General features: G+C 65.8%; 13 protein-coding genes. 2 read left to right on the top strand and 11 right to left on the bottom strand.

The window, feature by feature from the left end; genetic code table 11:
* Nucleotides 1–53 precede the first annotated feature (53 nt).
* The 10 genes from P3L18_RS20425 to P3L18_RS20380 form a co-directional block, all read right to left on the bottom strand.
* A complete protein-coding gene (locus P3L18_RS20425; protein WP_276115068.1) occupies nt 54–1,904 on the bottom strand; it encodes an APC family permease in 1,851 nt (616 codons plus the stop codon).
* Nucleotides 1,905–1,994: 90 nt separating this feature from the next.
* On the bottom strand, nt 1,995–3,026 hold the full coding sequence (locus P3L18_RS20420) for a hypothetical protein (protein WP_276115067.1): 1,032 nt from the start codon (nt 3,024–3,026) through the stop codon (nt 1,995–1,997).
* Between the two features lie 313 nt (nt 3,027–3,339).
* A complete protein-coding gene (locus P3L18_RS20415) occupies nt 3,340–4,038 on the bottom strand; it encodes a GGDEF domain-containing protein (protein ID WP_276115066.1) in 699 nt (232 codons plus the stop codon).
* Between the two features lie 45 nt (nt 4,039–4,083).
* On the bottom strand, nt 4,084–4,599 hold the full coding sequence (locus P3L18_RS20410; RefSeq protein WP_276115065.1) for a hypothetical protein: 516 nt from the start codon (nt 4,597–4,599) through the stop codon (nt 4,084–4,086).
* A 291-nt stretch (nt 4,600–4,890) separates the two neighbouring features.
* Nucleotides 4,891–6,021, bottom strand: coding sequence for a glycosyltransferase family 4 protein (locus P3L18_RS20405; protein ID WP_276115064.1), 1,131 nt, complete (start codon nt 6,019–6,021; stop codon nt 4,891–4,893).
* A 1-nt stretch (nt 6,022) separates the two neighbouring features.
* A complete protein-coding gene (locus P3L18_RS20400; protein WP_253193981.1) occupies nt 6,023–7,234 on the bottom strand; it encodes a hypothetical protein in 1,212 nt (403 codons plus the stop codon).
* 2 nt (nt 7,235–7,236) lie between these two features.
* Entirely contained in the window at nt 7,237–8,391 is a 1,155-nt protein-coding gene (locus P3L18_RS20395; protein WP_276115063.1) for a glycosyltransferase, read from the bottom strand.
* 11 nt (nt 8,392–8,402) lie between these two features.
* Nucleotides 8,403–9,032 carry an acyltransferase gene (locus P3L18_RS20390; RefSeq protein ID WP_006372633.1) on the bottom strand — a complete coding sequence of 210 codons (630 nt, stop codon included), beginning with the start codon at nt 9,030–9,032 and terminating at the stop codon, nt 8,403–8,405.
* Nucleotides 9,029–10,225: a glycosyltransferase gene (locus P3L18_RS20385; RefSeq protein WP_006372634.1), complete on the bottom strand. Its 1,197-nt coding sequence runs from the start codon at nt 10,223–10,225 to the stop codon at nt 9,029–9,031. Before P3L18_RS20385 ends, P3L18_RS20390 begins: the two co-directional genes overlap by 4 nt.
* A 292-nt stretch (nt 10,226–10,517) precedes the next feature.
* The gene (locus P3L18_RS20380) at nt 10,518–11,579 is read right to left on the bottom strand and encodes a beta-galactosidase (RefSeq protein WP_276115062.1); all 1,062 of its coding nucleotides are present in this window, start codon (nt 11,577–11,579) and stop codon (nt 10,518–10,520) included.
* 213 nt (nt 11,580–11,792) lie between these two features.
* On the opposite strand from P3L18_RS20380, the gene P3L18_RS20375 reads away from it, so the two are divergent.
* Both P3L18_RS20375 and P3L18_RS20370 read left to right on the top strand, forming a co-directional pair.
* Entirely contained in the window at nt 11,793–12,788 is a 996-nt protein-coding gene (locus P3L18_RS20375) for a GDP-mannose 4,6-dehydratase (RefSeq protein WP_020172220.1), read from the top strand.
* The gene (locus tag P3L18_RS20370; protein ID WP_276115061.1) at nt 12,785–13,798 is read left to right on the top strand and encodes a GDP-mannose 4,6-dehydratase; all 1,014 of its coding nucleotides are present in this window, start codon (nt 12,785–12,787) and stop codon (nt 13,796–13,798) included. The genes P3L18_RS20375 and P3L18_RS20370 overlap by 4 nt, the downstream gene beginning before the upstream one ends.
* On the opposite strand, the gene P3L18_RS20365 is transcribed toward P3L18_RS20370, so the two are convergent.
* Nucleotides 13,765–14,664: a sialate O-acetylesterase gene (locus tag P3L18_RS20365; RefSeq protein WP_276115060.1), complete on the bottom strand. Its 900-nt coding sequence runs from the start codon at nt 14,662–14,664 to the stop codon at nt 13,765–13,767. The genes P3L18_RS20370 and P3L18_RS20365 overlap by 34 nt on opposite strands.

Here is a 14,664-nt window from a genome sequence, read left to right as displayed (position 1 = left end):
GAGGTGCGAGCCGCGTGCGGCGAGCCTCGAGACCGCCTGTGCCGATGCTGGTTTCAGGCCACCGGCCGCGCACACACCCGCGTGACGAGCGCTGCGGTGTCGCGCCGCAAGACCTCTTCGAGATCGTCGGCGCGTCCGGCGGAGAGCAGACGTGAGCGGGCGGTGGCGTCGGGATCCGGGATGACGACGAGCACGTCGTCGGTGGCTGTGAGGCCATCGACGTAGTCGGTGATGGCGTCGACGATCGATTCCTCGTCGACGGCGTACAGGGTTTCCAGCGGCACCATCGGATGCCGCTCGCGCCAGCACGCCGCGAAACCTTCCTCAGGGGACACCGCGACCTCGACGTGCACCACCCGGACCTCCCGCCCGAAAGATCGGGCCCGGCGCAGCGCGTCGTCGACCGCGGTGCACGGCTGCGATACCGGCACCACGGCGATCCCCTGTCCGGCAAAGGAGCGGTGGGTGAGCGTCTTTCGTACCAGATCGGCGTGATGGTCGGCGGCAGCCGCGGCGACACGACGCTTACGGTATGCACGCGAGACCGCCGACATCGACGCAACCAGCACGACGAGCACCACGATGACCCACAGCGACCCCTCGTCGGCCTTCATCACGGTCACCACCACGGTGGCCAGGCCGGTCGCTGTGGCGCCGATCGCGTTGAGCGCCAAACGCCATCGCCACCCGCGAGTGCGCGCTGACCACCAGTGCCGCACCAAACCCAGTTGGGCGAGCGTGAATCCGATGAACACGCAGATCGCGAACAACGGCACGAGCAGATTGACGTTGCCCTCGGTCACCGCGATCAGGATGCCGGCGGCAACAGCGAGTACGAGCACGCCCTCGCGGTAGACACCGTGGGTGGCGCGGGTGAGTCGATGCGGCAGGTAATCGTCGGCGGCGACCACCTTCATCAGCTGCGGCAGTCCACCGAAACTGGTGTTGGCGGCCAACGCGAGCAGGATGACCGTCGCCGCCTGAATGACGTAATACACTGCACCACGCCCGAAGACGCCCTCGGTGATCTGCGAGAGCACGGTCACCCCGTCGCGCGGTTCGATGTGCAGCACCTCCACCAGCGCGGCCACCCCGAGCATCATGGCACCCAGCAGCACACCGAGCGCCACCTCGGCGTGCTGGGCACGTCGAACCCGGTTCTGCCGGAACTGCGGGGTGGCGTTGGCGATGGCCTCGACACCGGTCAATGCGGCGCATCCGTTGGCGAATGCCTTGAGCACCAACAGGAGTCCCACGGTGGTGAGGGTGCCGGTGGTGTGCTCGACCGAGGAGTGGGTGGGGTGCCCACCGGTGATCAGTCCGACGACGATGAGCGAGAGGATCGACACGATGAAGATCACCGTCGGCGCCATGAACACCATTGCGCTGCTGACGATACCGCGGAGATTGACCGCGGTGATGAGCACCAGAACGCCCAGACCGATCCACACCGTGTACGGCCGTGCCGCGGGGATCGCCGACGTCAGGGCAGCGGTCCCGGCCGCCACCGACACCGCGACGTTGAGCACGTAGTCGATGACCAGTGACGCCGCCGCCACCAGCGCCGGACGCCGGCCGAGATAGCGCTTAGACGACGCGTACGCCCCTCCCCCGTCGGGGAAGACCGCGATCAGCTGCCGATACGACGCGATCAGGATGGCCAACAGCGCAACGATGGCCGCACTGACCGGCAGCGTCAGCCCGAGCACGTGGCTACCCGCGGCGGCCAAGACAACGACGATCGCCTCCGGGCCGTAGGCCACCGACGCCATCGCATCCAGCGACAGTGCAGCGAGTCCGGTGGTCGCGGTCAGACGCCGTTTCTCGGCGGGGTCGGACGGTTCCGGGGTCTGCGGTGTCGGTCCGGAATCCGTCGGGACGGTACGGGTCGCGATGTTCAGCACTGTGCCGTTCTACGTCCGCCAAGCGGGCGATACCGCGTTCCATACGATCTTTTGACGCTGCGCCGGTGATCGTTCACGGCAGCATGACGCTCAGCCCACCCGATACCGCGTGAAGCCTTCCCGGGCCAGAGTGAAGCCGTAGCCGTGCGGGTTCTCGCAGGCGAGACCGGCCGACCGCGAGTAGCAGACGATCGTCAGGTCGGGGCGGGGCTGCCAGGTGACGGCGGTGCCATAGGGCAACGTCGCTCCGACCTGGCGATAGGCGCCCTGCAATAACGACGCGCACACTGGTTTGTCGAAGTCCGCCCAGCCGAACATCGTCGCATTCGTCTCGTCCTGTCGGTCGTACACACCGCAGGTGTCATCGAGGGGCACCGGCACGCTGAACTTGGTCTCACACAACAGACTTGTCGACGTGCCGAAGCAGATGACGTTTCCCGACGGAAGGGCGAAGCCGAATGTCGAACCCGGTCCGCCGTCGGCGAACTGGGATGCGGGCAGCATTCGGTAGCTGCCTCGATCGAACACCGGACCGGCTGCGGTGGTTGTCGTGGTGGCTGGTGTCTGTGGGCTCAATTCCAGCCAGAGCCTGCCGTCGGCAATGGCATCGAGATCCGGAGTGGCCGTGACAGTTCCGCCCGAGACGGTGAACGTGGCGTTCTTCCACGCCGGTTGCTCGACACCGCTGGATCGGGTGTCGACCGACGCGACGATGCGATCGGGGGTGGCCGACGAGATCCGGATCTCGCGGAACTCGTACGGGCGGATCGTCGACAGTTTGCCGTCGACGAAGATCGCGAGTGCCTCGAACAGGCTCGAGCCGGTACCTGCGGGCCGGTCCCGGTCACCGTTCTGGCCGGCGAGGATGGCGTAGCTCAGTCCCTTTTGGCAGGCGTCGAAGGTGGTGGCCTTCGGATGAGTGTCGAGATGAGCCCATGTGTCGGGAGACGGTCCGCCGGTGGGCACCACGCCGCCCGCCAGCCAGCTCGGTGCGGGCGCACACGACGTGCTCGACGACGCGGTGGCGGTTGCCGTCGCAGTGCGAGTGATTGTCGATGGCGCAGCCTGTTGCGAGCTGTGACAGCCCGCCGCCAGCACGACAGCCGCGACTATCACGGCCATGACACTGAGTCGCCGGATCACGAGGCCTCCCCTTCGTCGAAGCTTGTGGTTACAGTAGCGCCATTTCGCGCGGGTGTATTCTCGATTGGCTTCTCGCGCGTCACCCGTCGAACTCTCCGGACAGCGGCAACGGTTCAAACCAGCCCTGCCACAAGAGGTCTCGAGGCTCGGCGCTAGCGCGCCTCACACCTCGACCAGCGAGAAGAAGGGTCCGGCGGACAAGTAGAAGTCAGACAACCGAATGACGCTCATGATGCGGAAACAGCAGCGGCGCAGGATGTCTCGAGGCTCGGCGCTGCCGCAATGGCAACGCTCAGCCCGCATCCTTGCGACCATCACGGCGTCGGCGCTTCTGCGACAACATTTCGCGGTCCGATTCGGCAAGCAGACGCGTCAACGTGGTCGTGGCCCCCGGCTCCGGCGCAGCCCACCCGATCGACGCCGACTGCGGTAGTGCGGAAATCGATTCCACGACCCGATTCTGCAAATGCCGGACGCCTGTGTCACTGTCGCTGACGATCAGGACGACGAACTCGTCACCCCCGATGCGTTCGGCGAGCTGACCGGCGTCGAGCAGCCACCGCAGCGACCCGCCGGCGGCCTGGATCATCCTGTCGCCCTCGGCGTGACCGCGAGTGTCATTGAGGTGCTTGAGTCCGTCGATGTCGATGCTGCCGACGACGACCGGTCGAGCGCGGGTGAGTGCTTCATCGAGCAGAACGTGGCCGCGGGTCGTCAGTCCGCGGCGGTTCAGCAATCCGGTGAGGTCGTCGGTGATGGCCAGGGCCCGAATGGTCTCATTGGCACGGTGCAGTCGACGCTCGGTCCGCTGCCACGTCAGCGCGATGATAAGCGCGAGTACATCGGCCTTCACGAGTTGCAGAATGACCGAGCCGAAACTGACATCGGTGGTGAAGTGGATGGCGTATGCGGCGGCCGCGACATTGACCAGCGCGATGAGGACCACGGCGATGCGCGGATAGGGAACCAACGCACCCAAGGCGACGATCACCAGCAGCGTACCGATCGCGGGGTAAGCGATACCAGTGAACGCGATCTACACGAGCGGGTTGATTGCCACCACGACAGCGGTCGCGGTCACCACAATCGGTGCGCTGACACGTTTGATGACGTCACGGCGGCGCCACAGCAGCAAACCTTCAGCACCCAACACGGCAGCGGTGAAGATCGCGACCCACGACGGTGCCCAGACATTCGGTGCCGTGTCAAACAGAAACTGTGCCACGCCGACAGCCAAGAACAGCAGAGCACCGAGTCCGACCGTAAGCGCAAGTCGATCGTCAACGAGCGCGTGGACACGCTCTGTACTCGACATCGTGATCACACTCCCGACAATCGTCGCAGATGCGACCCAGTGTAGGCCCGTGCACAAGCTCCGGCATCGTGCAGGTTGATCGTCGGTGGCTACGATCAGACACGTCTGCGCATCCATTGCGCCGAGTCGACCGAGCCACACGCACGCGCTCAGCGCGGCCGATGGCGCCGAACGCAATGTTTCGAGCATCGCGGTGGGTAGTTCGATTCCCATTACCACCTGGATCACGCTCTCCACCACATCGAGATTCCCCGGTGTCTCGCCGACGAGAGGCAGAGCTCTTCCGCCGATGATCGAGGTGCCCGAGCCCGCAAGGGCGAGGGCCTCGAGACCCGGCGACACGACATCGGGAGTACGGAACCAGCAGCGGCACAAGTGGTCTCGAGGCTCGGCGCTGGCGCGCCTCACACCTCGATTAGCGAGAGGAAGACGCGGTAACCAAACGGCGCGACTGCGGGAGTACGAAATCAGCTGCAACACACGCGGCCTCGGGGACCAACGGAGGTGGGGCCGGTGGCGGGGGCGGGGTCAGTGACCGGGGGTCGGGGGGCGACGCAGGATGAGGGATTCGACGGCCTCGTGAGGGACGCGGTCGTGCCACCGGGCGGCGTTGGTGTCGTAGAGTCGCTCACCTTCCTTGCGGGCCATCTCGGCGTCGAGGAGGTATTCGCGGCAGCGGGCTACGAATTCGGCGTCGTCGTCGGACGGGGTGAGACCGAAAACCGGACCCAGGGAGCCGACGGCGGCCGAGGTCCCGACGACGGGCAGACCGATGCTCGCGGAATCGAGGATCTTCACCCGCACTCCACCGCCGGTGCGCACGGGTGCGATGAGGGCACGACAGGTACTCAGGAAGGCGGTGATGTCGTCGACGAAGCCGAGGTCGCGGACGCCGTCGGGCAGCGTCGGTTGTTTGGCGCCGGCTTTCGGGGCACCGATGACGCAGAGTTCGGCACCGTCGATGCCCTTCGAGATCTCCGGCCACAGACGCAGGGCCTCGAGGAAGGCTTCCTGGTTGGGTGGCCAGCCTCGGGTACCCATGAATGCCAGTCGCGGCGGCGCGATGTCACGATGGGCGGGAACCCCGGGCGGCAGGGTGAGATCGATCCATCGCGCGTTCGGAACACCGTTGTCGCGGTAGTACTGCGCTTCCTCGAGATCATAGCCACCGAGCGCGTCGGCCTGGCGGGCGACCCTCAACTCGTCGGCGGTGATCCGCGGCGCCTCGAGCCGACCGATGGTGCCGCGGGTCAGCTTCCACACCGACGACTCCGGATTGACGGTGCTGATGACAAACGGTGCCGAGACACTATGGCGCGAACGCAGAAACGCCTCCGCCATGTACGAGTGCTCGGCGAAATAGACGTCACTGCAGGTGGCGTCGAGAGCATCCACCAACTCGTCGACGTCGTAGCGGACGTGGCACAGACTGCGTCGCGTCGTCACGCTCTGCCACGCCAACGACGGGCCCTTCACCGCCGGTTTGGGCACCCGGACGATACTGCTGTCTGCGTTCGGCCCAACCCCGTTGCCCGACAGACACACCGCACGCACATCGAAGTTCTCCCGGGCGATGTCCATCATGACGCGCGACAGCGCGATGTCGCCGCCGTGCTCGTGCTCGGGGTCCTTCGACAACAGAAAGGTCACCGACGTCATCTCATTCACCCTCTCTGACAGTCTGTTCCGGAGCCATCGCAGCCTGCTCGGCTTCCACCGCGGGAATCGGACGGCGCACCGCGGCGAGGTAGATGGCCAGCAGCAGCGCATCGGTCACCACCGACGCAATACATGCACCGATCGATCCCCAGTGCGCCAACGCGAACACCAGCAGCAGCTTGATCGGGGCGAGCACGCCGGCGGCAACGCTGCGGACGATGTCGCGTCGTTGCACGTACAACACCGTCATCAGGACGAAGTTGACCACCCGCATCGCGACGAATACCCCGATGATCACCAGCGACCACGCCAGTTGTGTCGAGAACGGTGTCGCCAACATGACCAGGCCTGCGGCAATCACCGATCCGGATGTCGCCACCGCCACTGCGGCAATGTGTTTCGTGGGTGGACCGGCGCTCAGCGCACCTCCGGCCGCGCGTAGCGGCTCGTGATAGGTGTTGCCCAACGCCATGCCGAGTTGGGCTGCGGCCCAACCGACGGTGCTGGCGATCGCGTAGTACCCGGCGATGTCGGAATCGGTGAGGGCACCGAGCAGCAGGATGTCGCCTTGCATGTATGCCGCGTTGGCCAGGTGCTCGGCGAACAGCACCGCGATCAGCCGGGGATGGCCGGGAATGCCGGGGCGGTTGCCCGGCACCAGCATCAGCCCACGCGCGGCGACCACCACGTACGGCAGGGCGTAGAGCACGCTGGCCGCGGTCAGGTTCGGATGCGGTGCCACCAGAAGGTATCCGGCGCCGAGGACGATGCTGGAGAACTGGCGGATGGTGTCCATCCGCATCACCCGATCGGGGTGTCCGTCGCGCAGCGGGGCGCTCTTGACCGCGTTGAACACGATCTCGCCGCCACCGACGACCAGCGCGAACCACGCGAGATAGGAGAACGGCGAGCATGCCGCGCCGGCAATCATCAATCCGATGCCGAGCAGTGCCCGGGAGGCGCGTTCGGTGAGGAAACGTTCCTTGGACTCGCGGATCGCGCGGACGTTGAACGGATTGTCCAGTGGCGCAGCGATGATCGCGCCCAAAGCGAAACCCATCGCGTACTGGCCGTACGATCCGACACCGAGGTGGGCGACGACCACAATGGTCCACAGCAGCCCGGAGGCACGGCCACCGTAGGCCCACCCGGCGGCGACCACCGCCTTGATCACGTTGCGGCGACCATCAACGGGAGTCGGGGCGTCGGTCACCGTCACCGCGACCCCGCAGGCTTCGGTGAGCTCTCTGACGCCGATGACTTTTCGAGCACCGACGACCACACCGAGACATAGCCCCCGATCACGGTGTCGGGTTCACGCAGCTTGCGCATACCTTCCACGCTCGCGGCCATCACCGCCAAACGCTCGGTGTCGTCGATGATCTCGACGATCTTGCCGGCGAGCGCTGCGGGTGTCTGCTCAGCCGTGACGCCCTCGTCGATCGCCACGGCCCCACCCTCGGCCCCCAACTCTCGCAGCGCACCGTGACCGGTGGTGACGATCGGCGTCAGGTGACTGATGGCGTCGGCGACGACACCCGACGACGGATACGCGGTGCCGTACGGGCTGCGATCGCCGTACGGCACCACCAGCGCCCGGATGGACGCGAAGTAGCCGGCCATCTCCTCCTCGGCCAGCCCGCCGAGGATCTCGATGCCGTCACGGCGTGGCAGGTTTTCGGTCCCGCGGCCGGCGATCCGGATCGCGATGTCGTCGGGCAATTGGTCGCGCAGTCGTTCGACGTGCTCGAATCCCTTGCCCCGGTACACGAGTCCGAAAAGCCCGACGGCGCGCGGACGGCCGGGTGCGGCTGGCATCTCCGGCATGGCGCGCACCGTCAGGGGTGCGACGTGCACCGTGGCGTCCGGATACCGCTCCCGCAGCGATTGTGCACCGATCACGCTGGTGCCGAACAGAATCCGATCACCGAACACACCTCGCTCGACACGACGTGACACCGCCCGCATCGGGAAGTGCAGGCCATGGTTGAGCAGTCGCCGGCGCTGAAGGAATCGGGTGCGCGCAGGCCACCACACCAGTCCGGGCGGGTCGTGCACCGTCGCGGAGATCGCCAGCTTGGCCGACGCTACGAAACCAGCTGTGGGCCAGAAGGATTCTACCGACCCGCCGGAGAACTCGGCATGCAGCACGGTCGGCCGCTCGGACGCCGCGATCAACTCGGTCAGGTGTCGACGCCGACGACGTAGGTCGGCCACGGTGTCGGACCCCGGGCTCCCGTGTCGGACCTCGATCACCTCGGCAACGTGGCCACGTAACGTCTCGGCAAATCGCACCGAATAGGAGCCCACCCCACCGCATTCGGCGCGCGGGCCCACGTGGATCACCCGTAGATCCGCCAACTCTGCCATCACAGTCGGCGTCAGTAGAACAGCGGCCGGTACTTGGGCCGGTATCGGAGCGCGGTCTCGGGACGTTTGGAGATGACGCGGGCGGGCACCCCACCGACGATGTCGAGATCGGCGACATCCTTGCCGACCATGGCGCACGCCGCGACCACCGCACCGCGACCGATGCTCACACCGCTGACAATGGTTGCACGACTGGCGATCCACACGTAGTCACCGATGTAGACCGGCTCGATGACGGGCACGAACTCCGGGCTGGCCGGGTCGTGTTTGCCGGCGATGATCTGGGTGTCGCTGGCGATCACCACGTTGTCGCCGATGCAGATCCCCGACCGGGCGTCGAAGAGCACCCGGAATCCGATGGAGCAGGCCTCGCCGATCCGGATCTGATCGATGTCGAAGACCTGGCAGCCACGCAGGATCGAGGTGTCCTTGCCGATCTTGGCGCCGAACAGCCGCAGGAAGGCCTGCCGGATGGTGTGCGACGGGATGAAGGTGATGAGGTTGTTGTACAGCAGGATTCCGACGCGATTGCGCGCCTTGGCGATCGTGGAGATGTCGTTGAACGAGTATCTCGGCGTGAAATCGTCCCGTTCGGGGACGGTGACGCTCGCCGGGGCTGCCACGGTCTCGTTGTCGCTCACACCATCTCCTTTGCCGATGCTGCCGGTCCGAGGTCGGTCGGGCGGAGTTCTGTCGCTCCGGGCTCTGCAGGTTTGGGGCCGGGAGTGCTCTCGTCGATCACCCGTCGGATCTCACTGATGAACGCGCTCTCGTCGAACTTGTGCACGTGATGGCGGATGACGTCGGTATCCCAGTCCATCGCCACCACCCGGTCCACCGCGTCACGGATCTGCTCTGGTTCGGGCTCGTCGAAGAATTCACCGTTGATGCCCTCGACGACGGTGTCGAGGAATCCACCCCATCGCAACACCACACACGGCTTGCCGTACATCCCACCCTCGAGCGGGGTCAGCCCGTAATCCTCGTAACTCGCCGCGACGACCGCGGCGCAGTGCTGATACAGCCACGCCATCTCGGCGTCGGTGAGGTCTTGCAGCATGGTCACATTGTCGGGGCAGATCGCTTGCAGTGCATCTTTTTCCGGACCGCGCCCAACGACGACGAGGCGACGCCCGCTGCCCCGGAAGGCCTCGATGACCTTGTCGACGTTCTTGTAGGACAGCAACCGCGAGATACACAGGAAGAAGGGGGCGTCGGTCAGCGACGCGTCGGGCGATACCGCACCCTCGACCGGGGCGGGCGCGGTGACCGGCGCGGAGACCACGGTCGAGCTGAGTCCATAGGTGGTGCGGATGCGGTCACGGACCGCATTGGAGATCGCCAGGTAGCGATCGCAGCTGTAGGCGGCGCGACGGTCCCACCGTTTGAGTCCCGGTCCCATCGCCGACATGGCGAACCGTTTGAGTGTGCTCGGCGTCTCCCCGAGGTACACGTCGGTCTGATACAGCCAGCGCGCAGGCGAATAGCAGTAGACGATCTTGGTTCCGGTGGTGGAGAAGCCATGCGCCCACCCGCTGGTGCTGGTGAGCACGATGTCGGCGTCGATGACCATCCGCGAGGCGGCAAATGGTAAGAGTGGCAACGCAGCCCGGTGATTCTTCCGGAGGAATCCGATCCGGTTCACCGGCGAGGTCACGACGGTCTTGTCGGCGAACTCCGGATAGGTCTGATCGGGTTCGAAGAGCAGCGTGTGGATCACCGCGTCCGGGAAGGCCCGGCTCAACGACAGCACCACCTTTTCCGCTCCACCGCGCTGGGTCAGATAGTCGTGCGCTATGGCGATCCTTGGACGAGGAGCGTCATCAGTAACCACGGGTCCATCCATTCTCTGTGAGTACGCAGCAACACCGATCACCGTGGCAGGCCAAGGCAGATGCACACGACCGCCACCTACGGGCGCATGCACAATTCGAACCACGGAATCGGTCAGTGCGTGCTGGGAATGCCACCGCATCCCTGGGACAGGGGAAACGCTAACACCGCTGCGGGTGATCGGCATCTCGAATGCATTGTGACCGGCATCTCTCGCGCATTCTGTAACGCCACTTACACGCGGTACGAAAACCATTCTTTGTTTCACATTCGGATTCCGAAGAATCCGGCGATCACCCCGCGAGAACGGACGCGGCGTATTTCGGCGTCCAATCGTTGGTGAACAGCGCCCCGAAGTTCTGCTCGCGGTCGGTGGTGGAAGTCCCCGAGTCGCGGATCGTGTAGATCAGCGTCGGACCGGCAAACCCGCAGTTGGCGGCATACCAGAGCATGTCGGTGATCTGTTTGGCCTGCTCGACCTGGCTCACCCCGTCGGGCGAATCGGCGGCGGTGGGTGCACCGATCTCGGTGAACCAGATCTTCTTGGCGCCGTCACCCCGTGCGATCATCAGATTGCGCAGGCCGACGGTGTCGCTGATGACATTCTCCGGATTGGTCGTGATGCCGCCGGGAAAGACGTACGGATGCATCGCAGCCGCGTCGAAGTAGCCTTGCGCACCGTTGTTGTACATCGCGGTGTAGTACGAGAGCGGAGAGTACGGACCGACCGAGCGCGCGAGGCCGGCACTGATGACTGTCGCGCCCGGTTGGGCCGCCTTGACCGCCGTGTATGCGGACTTCAGCAGCGAGGTGTACCGGGCGGCGTCGACGCTGCCACCGAAGAACAGCGGCAGGTTCACCTCGTTCCAGATCTGATAGTTCGACACGTTGGCCTTGTACCGTGCGATCAGTGCACGCAGGAAGGTCGAGAGGTCACCGTTGTCGGTGGGCGGAGCGGTGAAGAAACTGCCCGCCGGCCGCGACCAGGCCGGCGACGACACCACCGTGGCCAGCACTTTCAGTCCGTGCGCGCGGGCCGAGTTGATCAGTCGGTCGGGCGTCGACCAGTTGTAGGTGCCCCGGGTCGGCTCGATGGTGTTCCAATCGATGACCACTCGCAGCCAGCTCGCCTTGGTCTTGGTGACGCCGTCGAGTTCGCGGTTCAGATCGGCCTGCGACAACCACAACATGTCGCTACCGCCGGCGAACCCGTAACCGTCCGCCGGGATGGACACCTCGGCGCTCGCGCGGCCCGGCTCGGCGCCGACCATTCCCGCACCGAGGACGGCGATCACGACGAGAACGATTGAGGAAAACCGCAAACGGTGCACCACACGCGGCATGACATGTTTCATGCACGCATCGTAACCAGAGCTTCTGACACATTCTTCATGGGAGATGAAATACATGTGAATTGCGTGACAATCGCCCCAATGCTGTCCAATTCCGGTAACTCGGCGCGCCAATACATGCGCCGCATGCGAACATCTCTTTGTCGGACCCGAGGCACGGGCTCGCCGACGATGCTGCGTCCACGGCATCCACTCACTTCAGAAAACGGGGTTGGCATGAAAACCGCGCTCATCACCGGAATCACCGGTCAGGACGGCCTCTATCTGTCCGAATTGCTGCATTCCAAGGGTTACCGGGTCGTGGGACTGGTTCGGGGGCAGAACAATCCGAAGGCCGACGCCCTGGCCGCGTCCCATCCCTTCGTGGAGATCGTCTCCGGGAATCTGCTCGACCTGTCGAGCCTGATGCGGGCGATGGCCTTCGCCGATCCCGACGAGGTCTACAACCTCGGTGCGGTCTCGTTTGTCGCGTACTCGTGGCAGAACGCCCGCCTGACCAGCGACGTGACCGGTACGGGCGTACTCAATGTGCTCGAAGCCGTGCGCCTGCACCAGGACACCACCGGCAAGCAGATCCGTTTCTACCAGGCCTCCAGCTCGGAAATGTTCGGCAAGGTGCAGGAAGTTCCGCAACGCGAATCGACGCTGCTGTGGCCGCGCTCGCCATACGGGGTGGCCAAGGTCTTCGGTCACTACATGACCATCAACTACCGCGAGTCCTACGGCATGCATGCCAGTTCGGGTGTTCTGTTCAATCACGAGTCTCCGCGTCGCGGACCGGAATTCGTGACACGCAAGGTCAGCCGTGCGGTCGCACGCATCCACCTCGGCCTCCAGGAGTCGCTGGCGCTGGGCAACCTCGACGCCAAACGCGATTGGGGTTTCGCCGGCGACTACGTGCGAGCGATGTGGCTGATGCTGCAGCAACCCGAGGCCGACGACTATGTGATCTCCACCGGCGAGACCCACTCCATCCGCGAACTCCTCGACGTGGCCTTCGACGAGGTGGGCATCAGCGACTGGGAGCGCTATGTGCACATCGATCCGCGCTTCTTCCGTCCGGCCGAGGTGGACCTGCTGATCGGTGACTCCAGCAAGGCGCGTGCGCAACTCGGCTGGAAGCCGGAGGTCGACTTCGACGCTCTCGTCCGGATGATGGTGCGTTCGGACGTCGCGGCCGAATCCGGCTCCGTGACACGCGAAGTGGCGTGATTCCCCACCGCGCGCTGATCACCGGCGCGAGTGGCCAGGACGGCCGGCTGCTCCTCGCGGCACTCACCGAACGCGGATGGACGACCACCGGAGTGGTCGGTCCGAGCCGTCATCGGGAACTCGACATCGCCCCGCCCGGAGACGCCGAGTGCGTGGCGGTCGATCTCGGCGACGTCGACGCATGCGCGTCGGTGGTCGAGATGGTGCGGCCCGACGTCATCTTCCATCTCGCCGCGGTGTCGTCGGTCGGTCAGAGCTGGCAGGACCCGGTACACACCGGTCAGGTCAACGCCCAGGCGACGGCCGCATTGCTCACCGCGGCCCGGGATCTGGTGCGTGACGGCCATCCGGTGCACGTGGTCAACGCCTCCAGCGGAGAGATCTTCGCCGGCACAGACAGTGCGCCGCAGAACGAGTCGACCCCGATCTGCCCGACGTCGCCGTACGGGGTGTCCAAGGCCTATGGCCATCTGCTTGCCGCGGCGTTCCGCGCGCAGGGGGTGGGCGTGTCAAACGCGATTCTCTATCCGCACGAGTCGCCGCTACGGGCTCCGCACTTCGTCACCCGCAAGATCACCCGGGCGGTCGCCGAGATCGCGGCCGGAACGAGATCCGAACTCGCGCTGGGAAATCTCGCCGCCCGACGGGACTGGGGTTGGGCGCCGGACTATGTCGAGGCGATGATCTCGATGGCCACCGAGCGGGCCGACGACGACTTCGTGGTCGCCACCGGCGTCTCCCACAGCGTCGCCGACTTCGCCGGGGCGGCGTTCGCGGCCGCGGGCATCGCCGACTGGCATCATCACGTCCGCACCGACAAGTCGTTGTTCCGGCCCGCCGACAGCATCGACCTGGTGGGCGACAGCACCCGGCTGCGGACCACGCTGGGCTGGCGCCCCACCAAGACCTTCAGCGAGGTGGTGGCGGCGATGGTCGAGCATGACATGGCGTCGGTCGAGCATGCCGACGCCGCGGCTCAGCCCGCCGGGTCGGGCCGGACCGTGGCGTAGGCACGGAACATCCGCTCCCCCAACACCTGCGCTCCGGCCGCGTTGTAGTGGATGGCCTCACCGGGGTTGTGCATCCCCTCGGGGCCCTCGACGAAGACACACATCGCATGACGCGACGGTGTATCTCGGTGTACGGCATCGATTCCGGGGTAACGGTCGTGGCCGGTGGTGATCTCCTCGGGCACCATCTGCCCGAGGACGAACGGCACGGTGCCGAAGCGGTCACGCAGCCGCCGGATGAGTGTGTCGAGCCGGTCCCGATAGGCCTCCGGTGCCGTCAGCGGTACGTCGCTCTCCCCCTGATGCCACAGCATCGCAACGAGTTCGGACTCGGGACCGGCGGCCCGGAGCGCGCCGGCGATCTGGGCGACGGCCCGGTCGAACAGATTGACGCGCACCGATCTCTGGTCGGGGTCCCAGCTGAATCCGTTCTTCGGGTGGAAACTGGTGTCGCCGCGGGCCGCGGGAACGAGCAACACGGAGCCGTCGATGTCCTCGGCGAGCAGCCGACCGAAGGTGGTCCCGAATCCGACACCCGCACCGGGGGTTCCGTGCAGCAATGGATCCTCGGCGAGCAGGATCCGTCCGCGGCGGCGTCCGCACCCGGGCCATTGATGCACCCGCGGATCGGTGACTGGTGCGGCCGAGGGATCGGTGAGCCGGCCCGCGCCATGGGCGTTGGACTGGCCGAGGACGGCAACGACCTGATAGGGCGGTGTCGGGCTGACCGGTGTGCCCGAGGCCAGTGCCCGTTTGACGGTGTCCTTCGCGCGGGTACGCCACTGTGCAGCCTTCGCGGCGTCGCCGTGAAGCCGCAGGTCGGCGGCCGTCGGGGTCTGATCGGTCTGATCGGTCTGATCGGTCAT

The sequence above is a fragment of the Gordonia sp. N1V genome (assembly GCF_029269935.1).
In the GTDB taxonomy this organism is placed as follows: domain Bacteria; phylum Actinomycetota; class Actinomycetes; order Mycobacteriales; family Mycobacteriaceae; genus Gordonia; species Gordonia polyisoprenivorans.
The sequence above is the reverse complement of the archived record's forward strand: the minus strand, read 5'-3'. Positions and strand labels throughout refer to the sequence as shown.

Excerpts from the sequence above, each read along its gene's own strand:
- P3L18_RS20420 (WP_276115067.1), bottom strand. The coding sequence starts at position 3,026 with ATGGCCGTGATAGTCGCGGCTGTCGTGCTGGCGGCGGGCTGTCACAGC.
- P3L18_RS20405 (WP_276115064.1), bottom strand. The coding sequence starts at position 6,021 with ATGACGTCGGTGACCTTTCTGTTGTCGAAGGACCCCGAGCACGAGCAC.
- P3L18_RS20395 (WP_276115063.1), bottom strand. The coding sequence starts at position 8,391 with ATGGCAGAGTTGGCGGATCTACGGGTGATCCACGTGGGCCCGCGCGCC.
- P3L18_RS20380 (WP_276115062.1), bottom strand. The coding sequence starts at position 11,579 with ATGAAACATGTCATGCCGCGTGTGGTGCACCGTTTGCGGTTTTCCTCA.
- P3L18_RS20375 (WP_020172220.1), top strand. The coding sequence starts at position 11,793 with ATGAAAACCGCGCTCATCACCGGAATCACCGGTCAGGACGGCCTCTAT.
- P3L18_RS20365 (WP_276115060.1), bottom strand. The coding sequence starts at position 14,664 with ATGACCGATCAGACCGATCAGACCGATCAGACCCCGACGGCCGCCGAC.